This window comes from Nocardia sp. NPDC058176, assembly GCF_042883805.1.
GTDB lineage: Bacteria > Actinomycetota > Actinomycetes > Mycobacteriales > Mycobacteriaceae > Nocardia.
This window is the reverse complement of sequence record NZ_JBHVVA010000001.1, coordinates 1,911,689-1,925,053: the sequence shown is the minus strand read 5'-3', so window position 1 is coordinate 1,925,053 and position 13,365 is coordinate 1,911,689. Positions and strand designations below refer to the sequence as shown.

Genomic DNA, 13,365 nt, shown 5'->3' with positions numbered 1-13,365 from the left:
GCGCGAAGAACACCAGCGACACCGTGGTGAAGCCGAAGAACGCGAAATTGAAGATTCCGGCGACCATCGCGTTCGCCCGGAGCGCGGGATGACCGAACACCAACCGCAGACCGGCCATGATGTCGGCGAGCGTGCCACGCGCGCCGACGATCACGCTCTCGCGCACCGTCTCCCGGAACCGGATCCGCCAGAACATCAGCGCCGAGAACGCATACGTGCTCACCGCGGCCAGCACGGCCCCCGGCGCCGACCACAGCTGCACCAGCCCACCGGCGACCGCGGGTGCCCCGGTCAGCGCCGCCGACCGGCTCGTCTCCAGCAGCCCGTTGCCCGTCCTGAGTTCCTCGCGCGTGACCAGAGCGGGCAGATAGGCCTGGTAGGCCACCTGGAAGAAGACGGTGAACACCCCGCCCGCGAACGCGACCGCGTACAGCGCCGCCGTGCTGAGCGCACCGGTCCACCACAGGATCGGCACCACGGCCAGCACGATCGCCCGCGCCAGATCCACCGTCAGCAACACACTGCGCCTGCGCACCCGGTCGATGAGCGCGCCCGCGTACAACGCCACCAGCAGGTACGGCAGCTGGCTCAGGAAGTTCAGTGTGGCCACCTGGCTCGCCGAGGCGTCCAGTGCCAGCACCGCCACCAGCGGCAGGGTGAACGTGCTGACCTGGCTCGCGAATTCCGACACGGCCTGACCGAACCAGAGCCGCAGGAAATCCCGGTTGCGCCACAGTGATTCGCGCGTGGTGGTCGTCGCCTCCGACACCGCCCGCCCTACTGATCGATCGCGGCGGCGATGCGGTCCACGGCGGTGCGCAGATCCTCGGGGGTGTTGTTGCTGAAGCCGAGTCGGATACGGTCGGTGTAGCGCACGGCGCCGTCGGGGTCGAAGTAGCGGCCCAGGGAGAAGTCGGTGCCCAGTGCTCTGGCGCGACGCTGGACCTCGGCGAGGTCGAGCCCTGGGTCGGTCAGGGTGGCCCACAGGAAGATGCCGCCGTCGGGCTCGGTGAACTCGATGCCGGCCCCGAGCCTTAGCCGCAGCTGGTCGGTGAGCGCGCTCGCTCGTTCGCGGTAGAGCTCGCGCGCCCGGTCCAGGGTCGCGTCGTAGGCGCCGGGGGTGTGCAGCAGGCGCGCGACCGCCGTCTGGGTGAGCAGCGAGGTGTGCTGGTCCACATTGGCGCGCAGGCGGGTCAGTGCCGGCAGCAGGGCGGGCGGTGCGATGATCCAGCCCAGCCGCAGGCCGGGGCCGAGGGTCTTGGAGAAGGTGTTGACGTGCACCACGGCCGGGCTATCCGGATTCAGATCGGGCGTTGTCGCACCCGAGAACCGCAGTGCGCGATACGGATTGTCGGAGACCACGAGGAAGCCGAACTCCTCGGCCAGTGCCACCGCCCGCGCTCGATCCGCCGCGGAAAGGGTGGTCCCGGTGGGGTTCTGGAAGTCCGGGATCAGATACAGCAGTTTGATCCGCAGGCCGTCGCGCAGCCGCGCGGCGAGACCGTCGAGATCGAGGCCCGCGGCCGCGGACGACACCGGAACCACCTGTGCGCCATGGTGCCCGAGCACCCGCAGCGCCACCGGGAAGGTCGGGCTCTCCACCGCGACGACGTCACCAGGGTCGAGCAGCGCGCTGAACAGCAGGCTCAGCCCGTGCAGCGCGCCGTTGGTGATCAACACCCGGTCGGCGTCGACGGACTCACGCTGGGCGATCCAGGACCGCAGCGGCGCGATGCCGGTGGGCGAGGAGTACTGCAGCGCGCCGGTGGCGACGGCCGGATCGGCCAGTGTCTCGGCGAAGGCGGACCGCAAGCCCTCGACCGGCAGAGCCTCGTTCGCGGGCACACCGCCGAGCAGACGGATCGCGTTCGCGCCGAGCTCCCCCGCGGCGGGCCCGAAACCGCCCGCGCTCGATTCACGGGCGCCCAACCGGGACAGGGCGGGACGGAACCCGGTGCTCAGCGTGCCGGTCATGGACTCTCCTCGCGTACGTGCCTACGTGCGGAAATCTAGGCGGGAGCGAGGTGCGGGGGAACGGTTGGAATCACCACGATGCGGGCGGAACAACTGAACCCGTGGATTCAATTCACTGAACGCACCGGATGACATCGCTGGAACCCGGCGGTAGCATCGCTGCATGAATCATGTTGTTGTCGCGGGCGGGACCGACGGCCTCGGCCGTGCGGCGGCGCTCGATCGTCTGCGCAAGGGTGACACCGTCGCCGTCATCGGCCGGAACCCGGTGAAGGGCAGGGAATTCCTCGACGCGGCGGCCGCACTCGGCGCCGGTGATCGCGCGCAGTTCGTGGCCGCGGATCTGAGCTCGATCAGCGCCACCCGCGCGGCGATCGAGGTGATCCGGGCCCGCTTTCCCCGGCTGGACGCGCTGGTGCTGTGTGCGCGCCACTACCGATCCGAACGGCTGGTGACCGCCGAGGGATTCGAGTACACCCTCGCGCTGTTCTACCTGAGCCGGTTCGTGCTCGGCCAGGAGCTGCTCGACCTGCTCGCCGCCGCGCCGGACCCCGTGATCCTGAACGTGAGTGGACCGGGCGCGGGCGCGAGCGGGATCCAGTGGGACGACCTGGGTTACGAGCACGACTACCACGGCATGCGCGCACTCTCCCAGGGCGGCAAACTCAACGATCTGCTCGCCATCGAGTTCGCCCGCCGGTACGCCCCGACCGGGATCCGCTACGTCCTGCTGCACCCGGGCGTCGTCGACACCGCCCTGTCCGGTGACTACGACCCCGAGATGGCCGCGCAGGTCGAGGCCATGCGGGCCACCGCGCAAACGGTCGAGCAGGCGGTCGGGCCGATCCTGCGGGTCCTCGACAACCCGCCCGCCGCGCCGCTTACCGCCATCGTGCAGGGCAGGCCGATCGACGTCCACGGCCCTGCCTTCGACGCGGCCGCGGCCGCACGGCTTTTCCGCAAGACGACCAGACTGCTCACCGCACTCGAAGGAGGTTCGTCGCGGCCCGTGATCAAGCAAATGCACGAACGTTTGTAATTGCAGAAGGAGTTCGGGCAGCGCGCGTATATGCCCATCGATAATGTGCTGTAGCAGTGTGCAATTCGGCTCCGTGATCTGCAAGAGATAGGATCACGAGAAGTGTATGTCCCATGTCACCTGTGAATGCTGGTGTGCCACTGGTAGTTTGACGAACGGGGTGGGATACGTTTCACGGCTGTCGACGATGTGGTCGTAAGAGCCCGGCTCGTGCTGCACCAGGGAGACCTCATGATCGATCGTCCTGTGCCCAGTTCTCATTCCGTCGGAGTCACCCGGGTGTCGGGGTGTGCCGATCGGCATCGATGCGATCGATCGGGGCGATCCTGGTGTGAACGCAGAGACGCGCGGTTGACCGACCGGGTCGACTATCTGTCCGGTGTCGGAAAAACCGAAGCGCGTGTGCGTTTCGGTGATGCCGACACCCTGTGCGGCGGCGTGCAGAGCATGCTGTTCGTGCACTGCGGAGTATTGGATCGCGAGACCATCGTCCGGCGCTCGGAAATGGTGCTCGACGCCGAATCCGGTGACCCCGACGCGGGCTGTCTGTGGCTGGCGCTGCTGGCCCTGATCTACGCGGACCGGAGCCCGGAGGCCGCCGCCTACTGCACCCGGCTGCTCTCGGCCGAGCGCGGTGAGATCTCCGCCCGGGTGTTCGAGGTGCTCACCCTGATCAGGGCCAGGGTCGACGCGCAGAGCGGGCGCCCCGCGGCGGCGGTCCAGGCGCTGGGGCCGCTGCTGCGTCGCGGGGTGTCGCCCGCCCTGCGCGGAATGGCCATCGCCTGGCTGGTCGAGGCGCTCGTCCAGCTCGGTGACGCCCGCGCCGCGCGCTGTTTGTTCGAGGACCGGATGAGCTCGGTCGAGTCGCTGCCCGACCACGCGCACGTCCTGGCCGCCCGCGGCGCGCTGCACCGCGCCGAAGGGGAGCTCGAGCGCAGCCTGGCCGACTACCTGGCCAGCGGAAAGGTCCTGACCTCGCTCCATGTCGCCAATCCGGCGATCGTGCCGTGGCGGTCGCGGGCGGCGCTGGTGGCCGTGCTGCTCGACCGCTGCGATCTGGCGGCGGCCCTGGCCGACGACGAACTGGCCGCCGCGCGGCGCTGGGGTGCGCCCGGCGCGGTGGGCCGGGCACTGCACGCCGTCGGCATGGCCCGTCGCGACGGTCGCTCGGTCGCGGTGCTCGAGCGGGCCGTCGAGCTGCTCGAGCTGGCCGACGCGCGTTACGAGCTGATGGGCACGCTGTGTGATCTGGGGCAGCTGCACGCGCTCGAGGGCGATGTCGAGAGCTCGCGAGGCGCTGTCGCGGCGGCCACCGAACTCGCCGCCGCGGCAGGCAGCAGGCCGGTGCTGCAGCGCGCCGATTCGGTGCTCGGCGCGCTCGACAATCAGCACCGCGAGACCCGCCTGACGAGGCAGGAGCGCAAGATCGCCGGCCTGGCACTGCGCGGACGCAGCAACAAGGACATCGCCGAGGAACTGTTCCTCACGGTGCGCACCGTCGAGTTCCATCTGTCGAATGTCTATCGCAAGCTGGGAATTTCGGGCAGGCGGCAACTGTCCGGGGTGTTGAATGCGCGGGATTGCGCGTGAAGTGACACCCCGGTAGTTCCGCCACCAACGGCAGTCGTGTTTCGGCACGGCTGCCGTTGCCGCGTCCTGGGCGCGCGCAGAGCCATAGAATTCGTTATGTTCCCGTCGATTTGGCGCGCCGGTTTTGTGGTGGGCGCTATCCTTTTGTGCGAGTTGCGCCGAAATTGCGTGCCGCGAAAGCCTGGTGCCGAACCTGTGGCTTCCCCGGGGAGAACCTACGGGCCGACCGTAGAGTCGCGCCGCACCCCTTGAATCGCCGGTGAAAGCTGTGCGAGATTTCTCTCGATCGGTGCGCAGTGTTGTCGCCGGGAAATTCTCGAACTTCTTCGATACCCCTTCGGTATTCGCGATATTCGGCGAGAGGAATCGACCATGTCCGTCAACCCGTCCCGTGAGGAACTCGTCGAGCGTGCCGCCAAACTGGCGCCGCTGTTGCGTTCGCGGGCGCAGTGGATCGACGAGAACCGTCGCCTGCCCGACGATGTCATCGCCGCGATCGAGGAGTCCGGCCTGCTGAAGATGCAGGTGCCCGCGCAGTACGGCGGATACGAGTCCGGCACAAGGGATTTCGTCGATGTGCTCGCCGAGGTCGCCCGTGGCAACACCTCGGTCGCCTTCTGCCTGTCGATCTACGCCTCGCTCACCTGGATGTCGGCACTGTGGCCCGATGCCGCGCTCGATGAGGTCTTCGCGACCCCGAACGTGCGGATCTCGGGCACCACCGCGCCCACCGGGACCGCGACGAAGGTCGACGGTGGCTGGCGCCTCGACGGCAAGTGGAAGTTCAACAGCGGTGTGCTGCACGCGCAGTGGAAGATCACCGTGGCCATTCCCACCGACGCCGGTGACCAGCCGGTGCCGATCTTCGCCCTGGTGCCGATCGCCGACCTCGAGATCGTCGACGACTGGCACACCTTCGGTCTGGAGGGTTCGGGCAGTGTCTCGACGGTGGCCGAGAACGTCTTCGTGCCCGATCATCGCGTGATCACCGGCGAGGACTTCTATCAGAACCGGCCGAAATCGGTGGTGAACGCCGAGAAGCCGCAGTACCGGGCGCCGGTGCTGGTGCCGGTCACCGCGATCCAGACCGGGCAGCTGGTCGGCGCGGGGCGCGCCGCGCTCGCCGCGTTCGTCGAGCGGCTGCCCGGCCGCCCGATCACCTACACCGACTACCCCAGTCAGCGCGATGCCCCGATCACCCATCTGCAGGTCGGTGAAGCGGCTCTGCTGATCGAGGACGCCGAGGCCCGCGCCCGCACCTTCGCCGACGTGATCGACGCGAAGGCCGTGGCGAACGAGCCGTGGACCGAGCAGGAGCGGGTGTGGTCGCGCGTGCAGATCGGCTGGGTGGCCCGGCAGGTCAAGCAGGCGGTGGACATCCTGGCCCAGGCCAGCGGCGGCTCCTCCATCCAGCGGGAGGTGCCGATCGCGCGGCTGCAGCGCGATGTCCACGCCACCTCGCTGCACGCCATGATCACGCCCGGCGTGAACATCGAGCTGTACGGCCGCTCGCTGGTCGGCCTGCCGCCCAACACCGTCTACCTGTGACCGGGACGAGACGAGGGAGAGGCCGGCCGTGCACAAGGTACTGATAGCCAATCGGGGCGAGATCGCGGTCCGCATCGCGCGCGCCTGCCGCGACGAGGGAGTCACCAGCGTGGCCGTCTACGCCGAACCCGACCGCGACGCACTCCACGTGCGGCTGGCCGACGAGGCGTACGCCCTCGGCGGGGACACCCCGGCCACCAGCTACCTGGACGCGGAGAAGCTGCTGCGCGCCGCCGTCGAATCGGGCGCGGACGCGGTGCATCCCGGCTACGGATTCCTGTCCGAGAACGCGGAATACGCGCAGGCGGTCCTCGACGCCGGACTGATCTGGATCGGCCCGCCCCCCGCCGCGATCCGGGCGCTCGGCGACAAGGTCTCGGCTCGCCGCATCGCCGAGGCCGTCGGCGCACCGCTCGTCGCGGGGACCTCGGATCCGGTCGACGGCGCGGCCGAGGCCGTGGCCTTCGCCGATCGCCACGGCCTGCCCATCGCGATCAAAGCGGCCCACGGCGGCGGCGGTCGCGGCCTGCGGGTGGTCCGCGAGCGCGCCGAGATCCCGGAGCTGTTCGACGCGGCGGTCCGCGAGGCCGTCACGGCCTTCGGCCGCGGCGAGTGCTTCGTGGAGCGCTATCTAGACCAGCCGCGGCACATCGAAACACAATGCCTCGCCGACCGTTTCGGACATGTCGTGGTCGTCTCGACCAGGGACTGCTCACTGCAGCGGCGGCATCAGAAGCTGGTGGAGGAGGCCCCCGCGCCCTTCCTGACCGACGCGCACCGCGAGGAGCTGTACCGGGCGTCCAAGGCGATCCTCGCGAAAGCGGGCTACATCGGCGCGGGGACCTGCGAATTCCTGATCGGCCGCGACGGCACCCTGTCGTTTCTCGAGGTGAACACCCGCCTGCAGGTCGAACACCCGGTGACCGAGGAGGTGACCGGCATCGACCTGGTCCGGGAGATGTTCCGGATCGCCCGCGGTGAACCGCTGGGCTACGACGATCCACCCGCCCGCGGCCACGCGCTCGAATTCCGGCTCAATGCCGAGGATCCCGGTCGCGGCTTCCTGCCCACACCGGGCACGGTGACGGCCTGGCGGGCGCCCTCGGGGCCCGGTGTCCGGGTCGATGCCGGTGTCGAGCCGGGCAGTGTGATCGGCCCGGCCTGGGATTCACTGCTGGCCAAGCTGATCGTCACCGGCGCGAACCGTGACCAGGCGCTGGCGCGGGCCCGCCGCGCGCTCGCGGAGTTCACGGTGGAAGGCGTCCCGACCACCCTGCCATTCCACCGCGCGGTGACCGAGGACCCGGCCTTCACCGCCGAGCCCTTCGCGGTGCACACCCGCTGGATCGAGACCGAATTCGACAACCGGATCCCACCGCAGGACACCGCGGGGGAGACCGCGGCGCCCGCACCCGAACGGGAGACGGTCGTGGTCGAGATCAGCGGCAGGCGCCTGGAAGTGTCACTGCCCGCGACCGGCAGGACCTCCGCGCCCGCACCGCGGCGAATCGGCCGCGGCGCGCGGGGCGGCGGAGCCGGCCGGGCCACCGTCGACGCGCTGGTCGCCCCGATGCAGGGAACGATCGTGAAAATCGCTGTCGCCGAAGGACAACGGGTCGAATCCGGCGATCTGGTCGCCGTGATCGAGGCCATGAAGATGGAGCAACCGCTCCTCGCGCACCGCGCCGGTGTCGTGCGCGAACTGACCGCCACCGTCGGCACGACGGTGAGTTCGGGCACCACGCTGTGCCGTCTCGACGACTCCGGAACGCACGCGGCGTGAACGGGATTCAGGAGGAAACCATGAACACCGCTGTCATCGTGGCGGGTGCGGGACCGACCGGTCTCACCCTCGCCGGAGAACTGCGCCTGGCCGGGGTGGACGTCATCGTCGTCGACCGCCTGCCCGCCCGCACCGGCGAATCCCGCGGCATCGGGCTGACCCTGCGCACCACCGAGGTACTCGACCAGCGCGGTCTGCTCGGCCGCTTCGGCGAGCTCGAGACCGGCTCGGCGGGCCACTTCGGCGGCATCCCCCTCGACCTGTCGGTACTCGGCGCACCGTTGGAAGCCGCCCGCACCGTGCCCCAGTCGACGACCGAGGCCGTGCTGGAGGACTGGGCGCGCGAACTGGGCGCCGACATCCGCCGCGGACACCAGGTCACCGGGGTCGACAGCGACGACACGGGCGTCACCGTGCATTTCGCGAGCCGGGAACCGCTGCGGGCGGCCTACCTGGTCGGCGCCGACGGCGGCCGCAGCACGGTGCGCAAAGCGGCGGGCTTCGACTTCCCCGGCACCCCGGCCACCACCGAACTGCTGCTGGCGGACCTGCGCGGTGTGGACATCGCGCCCCGCCCGCCGGGCCAGCAGGCCTCTGGGGGCATGGCGATGAGCGCGAGGCTGCCCGACGGTACCTATCGCATCATCGTCAGCGAGCGCGGTGCACCGCCCCAGAGCCGCAGTGGGCCACCGGCTTTCGCCGAGGTCGCCGACGTGTGGAAGCGGCTGACCGATGTCGACATCTCGCACGCGGAACCGATCTGGACGAGTGCCTTCGGTGACGCGGCCCGCCTGGTCACCGAATACCGGCGGGGCCGGGTGCTGCTGGCGGGCGACGCCGCCCACGTGCACCTGCCCGCGGGCGGCCAGGGCATGAACACCGGCATCCAGGACGCGGTGAACCTCGGCTGGAAACTCGCCGCCGTGATCCGCGGGACGGCCCCGGCCGCCCTGCTCGACAGCTATCACACCGAACGCCACGAGGTCGGACAGCGGCTGCTGGCCAACACCAAGGCGCAGAGCCTGTTCATCCTCGGGGGCGAGGAGGTCGGCCCGCTGCGCGAGGTCCTGCGCGAACTCGTCGCCTACCCGGAAGTCGAGCGGCACCTCGCCGCCCGCGTCACCGGCCTCGACATCCGCTACGACGTGGGCGGCGGCACCCATCCGCTGCTCGGCGCCCGCCTGCCCCGCCGCCCGCTGCTGCGCGGTGGGCGCCCGACCGATACGGCCGCACTGCTGCGGTCCGGTCGCGGTGTCCTGCTCGACCTCACCGACAACGCGGTCCTGCGCGGCCGGGCCCAGCCGTGGATCGACCGGATCGATGTGGTCACCGCGACCGCTGTCGAACCCTTCGACACCGCGGCACGCACCACCGCCGCGCTGGTCCGCCCCGACGGGCATGTCGCCTGGGTCGCCCCCGGCACCGACGACGACCTGCCGACCGCCCTGGACCGCTGGTTCGGGCCCGCCCGATGAACACCCGAGAGAAGGGGAAGCCCATGTTCAGCACACTGATCGTGGCCCGCATGGACCTCGCGTCCGCGGGCGATGTCGCCGGATTGTTCCGGGACTTCGACACCACCGACCTGCCGCACCGGATGGGCACGCGCCGCCGCCAGCTCTTCCACTACCGCGGCCTGTACTTCCACCTGCAGGACTTCGACACCGACGACGGTGGCGAGCGAATCGAGGACGCCAAGACCGACGACCGCTTCGTGCGGATCAGTCAGGATCTGAAGCCGTTCATCGAGGCCTACGACCCGAAGACCTGGCGTTCCCCGGCCGATGCCATGGCGCACCGCTTCTACGACTGGAACGCGCGATGAGCGCCCCGCAGCGCCGGGTGGTGATCACCGGCGTCGGTGTCAGCGCGCCCGGCGGGGTCGGCACCAAGAGCTTCTGGGATCTGATCTCCAACGGGCGCACCGCGACCGGCCGGATCTCGCTGTTCGATCCGGCGCCGTTCCGCTCCCAGGTGGCCGCCGAGATCGACTTCGATCCCGAACTGCACGGCCTGACCCCGCAGGAGATCCGGCGGATGGACCGGGCCGCGCAGCTGGCGGTGGTCAGCGCTCGCGAGGCCGTGGCCGACAGCGGGCTCGAGTTCGACGACATCGATCCGTACCGGACCGGCGTCACCATCGGCAGCGCGGTCGGCGCGACGATGGGCCTGGACGAGGAGTACCGCACGGTCAGCGACGGCGGCCGGCTGGAACTGGTCGACCACACCTACGCGGTGCCGCATCTCTACAACTACTTCGTCCCGAGTTCCTTCGCGACCGAGGTGGCGTGGGCGGTGGGCGCGCAGGGTCCGTCGACGGTCGTGTCCACGGGCTGCACCTCCGGGCTGGACGCGGTGGGCTACGCCGCGGAAGTCCTGCGCGAGGGCGGGGCCGATGTGATGATCGCGGGCGCCACCGACGCGCCGATCAGCCCCATCACGGTGGCCTGCTTCGACGCCATCAAGGCCACGACCCCGCGCAACGACGACCCCGCACACGCCTCACGTCCCTTCGACGCCAGCCGCAACGGATTCGTCCTCGGCGAGGGCGCGGCGGTGTTCGTGCTCGAGGAACTCGAGAGCGCCCGTAAGCGTGGCGCGACGATCTACGCCGAGATCGCCGGGCACGCGACACGGTCCAATGCCTTCCACATGACGGGTCTGCGTCCGGACGGCAAGGAGATGGCCGAGGCCATCCGCACCGCCCTCGACCAGGCTCGCATCGACGGCACCGAGATCGACTACATCAACGCGCACGGCTCGGGCACCAAGCAGAACGACCGGCACGAGACCGCCGCCTTCAAGCGCAGTCTCGGCGAGCACGCCTACCGGACACCGGTGAGCTCGATCAAGTCGATGGTCGGGCACTCGCTCGGCGCGATCGGTTCGATCGAGATCGCCGCCTCGGTGCTGGCGCTGGTCAACGATGTGGTGCCGCCGACGGCGAACCTGCACAACCCCGATCCCGACTGCGATCTGGACTACGTGCCCCTCACCGCCCGTGACCATCGGGTCGACGTGGTGCTCTCCGTCGGTAGCGGTTTCGGCGGCTTCCAGAGCGCGGTCGTGCTCGCCGATCCGTTCCGGAGCGGACAGTGACGGCCGCGGTGGTGACCGGCCTCGGCGTCGCCGCGCCGACGGGCCTCGGTCTGGAGAAGTACTGGAGCACGACGCTGGCCGGGCAGAGCGGGATCCGCCGGGTCACCCGGTTCGACCCGCGGTCCTATCCGGCCCAATTGGCCGGGGAGATCACCGGATTCGTCGCCGAGGACCACCTGCCGGGCCGCCTGCTGCCGCAGACCGACCGGATGACCCGCCTGGCCCTGGTCAGCGCGGACTGGGCCTTCGCCGACGCGGGCGTGCGGCCCGACGAACTGCCCGACTACGCGGCCGGGGTGATCACCGCCAGCAGTTCCGGCGGTTTCGAGTTCGGCCAGAACGAACTGCGCGCGCTGTGGAGCAAGGGCGGCGAGTACGTGAGCGCCTACCAGTCCTTCGCCTGGTTCTACGCGGTCAACAGCGGCCAGATCTCCATCCGCAACGGGCTGCGCGGACCGAGCAGCGTGGTGGTCAGCGATCAGGCGGGCGGGCTGGACGCGGTCGCCCAGGCGCGCAGGCAGATTCGGCGCGGCACGGCCCTGGTGGTGACCGGAGCGATCGACGCCTCGATCTGCCCGTGGGGCTGGGTGGCGCAACTGGCCGGTGGCGGGCTCAGCACCGTCACCGATCCGGCCCAGGCGTACCTGCCGTTCGACACCGGGGCCAGCGGCTATGTCCCCGGTGAGGGCGGTGCGTTGCTGGTCCTCGAGGACGCCGAGCACGCCCGACAGCGTGACGCGCCCAAGATCTACGGCGAGATCGCCGGGCACGCCGCCACCGTCGACCCGCATCCCGAGCGCGGTGGCGAACCCGGCCTGCGCCGCGCCATCGAACTCGCACTGGCCGACGCCGACGTCACCGGCGCCGAGATCGATGTCGTCTTCGCCGACGCCGCGGGCATCGCCGAACTCGACCGCATCGAGTCGGCGGCGCTGGTGGCGGTGTTCGGTGCGCGTGGCGTCCCGGTGACGGCACCGAAAACCATGACGGGACGGCTGTATTCGGGGGCCGCGCCCCTGGATCTGGCCGCCGCGTTCCTCGCCATCCGCGATGGCGTGATCCCGCCGACCATCGGCACCGAACCGGCCGCCGACTACGAACTCGACCTGGTCACCACGGCCAGGCCGGCACCGGTGCGGACCGCGCTCGTGCTCGCCCGCGGCGTGGGCGGATTCAACTCCGCCATGGTCGTGCGCGGCCCCGAAGACATTCGCCCCTGAGGAAAGGAAAGCCCGTGTCGACACCGTTCACCCTCGACGATCTGCGCCGCATCCTGCGTGAAGGCAGCGGCGACAGCCCCGGCCTCGACGGCGATTTCGCCGACATCGAGTTCGAAGACCTCGGTTACGAGTCGCTGGCGCTGCTCGAGACCACCGGCCGGATCAAACGCGAATTCGGCGTGACCCTCGACGACGACGCGGTCGTCGCCGTGACCACGCCGCGCGCCCTGGTGGATCTGGTCAACGAACAGCTGCTCGAAGCGCCCCAGCCCAGCTGAGCGCGAATCCGATTGCCCGACAGGAGAACAGACATGAGCAATGACGACAGGGTGGCCCTGGTCACCGGCGCGACCAGTGGCATCGGCCTGGCCTCCGCGCGACAGCTGGCGGGGCAGGGGCACCGGGTGTTCCTCTGTGCCCGCAACAAGGAAGCCGTGGCCGACACCGTCGCCCAGCTGCGCGGCGAGGGGCACGAGGTGGACGGTACGACCGCCGACATCCGGTCGACCGAGGACATCTCGGCCTTCGTCCGCGCCGCGGTCGACCGGTACGGCCCGGTCGATGTGCTGGTCAACAACGCGGGGCGCTCCGGTGGCGGCGTCACCGCCGACCTCACCGAGGAACTGTGGTCGGACGTGATCGCCACCAACCTCAACAGCGTGTTCCTGGTGACCCGGGAGGTGCTCACCACCGGCGGCATGCGCGACAAGGAACGCGGCCGCATCATCAACATCGCCTCGACGGCGGGTAAGCAGGGCGTGGTGCTCGGCGCGCCGTACTCCGCGTCCAAGCACGGCGTCGTCGGCTTCACCAAGGCACTGGGCAACGAACTCGCGCCCACCGGGATCACCGTCAACGCGGTCTGCCCCGGCTACGTGGAAACCCCGATGGCGCAACGGGTTCGCGCCGGCTACGCCGCGGCCTACGACACCTCCGAAGACGCCATTCTCACCAAGTTCCAGGCCAAGATCCCGCTCGGCCGCTACTCGACCCCCGAGGAGGTGGCGGGCCTGGTCGGCTACCTGGCCTCCGATCTCGCCGCCTCCATCACCGCGCAGGCACTCAATGTCTGCGGCGGACTCGGCAACTTCTGAATCCGGCCGACGAGCACC

11 protein-coding genes and 1 pseudogene are annotated in these 13,365 nt (G+C 70.1%); 10 read left to right on the top strand and 2 right to left on the bottom strand.

Annotated elements, in window-relative coordinates:
* Nucleotides 1-67 precede the first annotated feature (67 nt).
* Nucleotides 68-691: pseudogene (locus ACFVVM_RS09035) on the bottom strand (MFS transporter); the annotation flags it as partial.
* 86 nt (nt 692-777) lie between these two features.
* The gene (locus tag ACFVVM_RS09030) at nt 778-1,974 is read right to left on the bottom strand and encodes a PLP-dependent aminotransferase family protein (RefSeq protein WP_387615073.1); all 1,197 of its coding nucleotides are present in this window, start codon (nt 1,972-1,974) and stop codon (nt 778-780) included.
* A gap of 163 nt (nt 1,975-2,137) precedes the next feature.
* On the opposite strand from ACFVVM_RS09030, the gene ACFVVM_RS09025 reads away from it, so the two are divergent.
* The 10 genes from ACFVVM_RS09025 (at nt 2,138) to fabG (ending at nt 13,347) form a co-directional block, all read left to right on the top strand.
* Nucleotides 2,138-3,013, top strand: coding sequence for an SDR family NAD(P)-dependent oxidoreductase (locus ACFVVM_RS09025; protein WP_387615069.1), 876 nt, complete (start codon nt 2,138-2,140; stop codon nt 3,011-3,013).
* A 351-nt stretch (nt 3,014-3,364) separates the two neighbouring features.
* Nucleotides 3,365-4,603, top strand: a complete 1,239-nt coding sequence (locus ACFVVM_RS09020; protein WP_387615066.1) for a LuxR C-terminal-related transcriptional regulator — start codon at nt 3,365-3,367, stop codon at nt 4,601-4,603.
* A gap of 372 nt (nt 4,604-4,975) precedes the next feature.
* Nucleotides 4,976-6,151, top strand: a complete 1,176-nt coding sequence (locus ACFVVM_RS09015) for an acyl-CoA dehydrogenase family protein (protein ID WP_387615063.1) — start codon at nt 4,976-4,978, stop codon at nt 6,149-6,151.
* Nucleotides 6,152-6,179: 28 nt separating this feature from the next.
* Nucleotides 6,180-7,934, top strand: a complete 1,755-nt coding sequence (locus ACFVVM_RS09010; RefSeq protein ID WP_387615061.1) for an acetyl/propionyl/methylcrotonyl-CoA carboxylase subunit alpha — start codon at nt 6,180-6,182, stop codon at nt 7,932-7,934.
* A gap of 20 nt (nt 7,935-7,954) precedes the next feature.
* Complete coding sequence (locus tag ACFVVM_RS09005; RefSeq protein WP_387615058.1) at nt 7,955-9,409, top strand: FAD-dependent monooxygenase; 1,455 nt, start codon at nt 7,955-7,957, stop codon at nt 9,407-9,409.
* A 23-nt stretch (nt 9,410-9,432) separates the two neighbouring features.
* A complete protein-coding gene (locus ACFVVM_RS09000; RefSeq protein ID WP_387615055.1) occupies nt 9,433-9,759 on the top strand; it encodes a TcmI family type II polyketide cyclase in 327 nt (108 codons plus the stop codon).
* Nucleotides 9,756-11,033, top strand: a complete 1,278-nt coding sequence (locus tag ACFVVM_RS08995; protein WP_387615052.1) for a beta-ketoacyl-[acyl-carrier-protein] synthase family protein — start codon at nt 9,756-9,758, stop codon at nt 11,031-11,033. The genes ACFVVM_RS09000 and ACFVVM_RS08995 overlap by 4 nt, the downstream gene beginning before the upstream one ends.
* On the top strand, nt 11,030-12,253 hold the full coding sequence (locus tag ACFVVM_RS08990; protein ID WP_387615050.1) for a ketosynthase chain-length factor: 1,224 nt from the start codon (nt 11,030-11,032) through the stop codon (nt 12,251-12,253). The genes ACFVVM_RS08995 and ACFVVM_RS08990 overlap by 4 nt, the downstream gene beginning before the upstream one ends.
* A 14-nt stretch (nt 12,254-12,267) precedes the next feature.
* Nucleotides 12,268-12,531, top strand: coding sequence for an acyl carrier protein (locus ACFVVM_RS08985; RefSeq protein ID WP_387615047.1), 264 nt, complete (start codon nt 12,268-12,270; stop codon nt 12,529-12,531).
* A gap of 33 nt (nt 12,532-12,564) precedes the next feature.
* Nucleotides 12,565-13,347 carry a 3-oxoacyl-ACP reductase FabG gene (gene fabG, locus ACFVVM_RS08980; protein ID WP_387615044.1) on the top strand — a complete coding sequence of 261 codons (783 nt, stop codon included), beginning with the start codon at nt 12,565-12,567 and terminating at the stop codon, nt 13,345-13,347.
* The last annotated feature ends 18 nt before the right edge of the window (nt 13,348-13,365 follow it).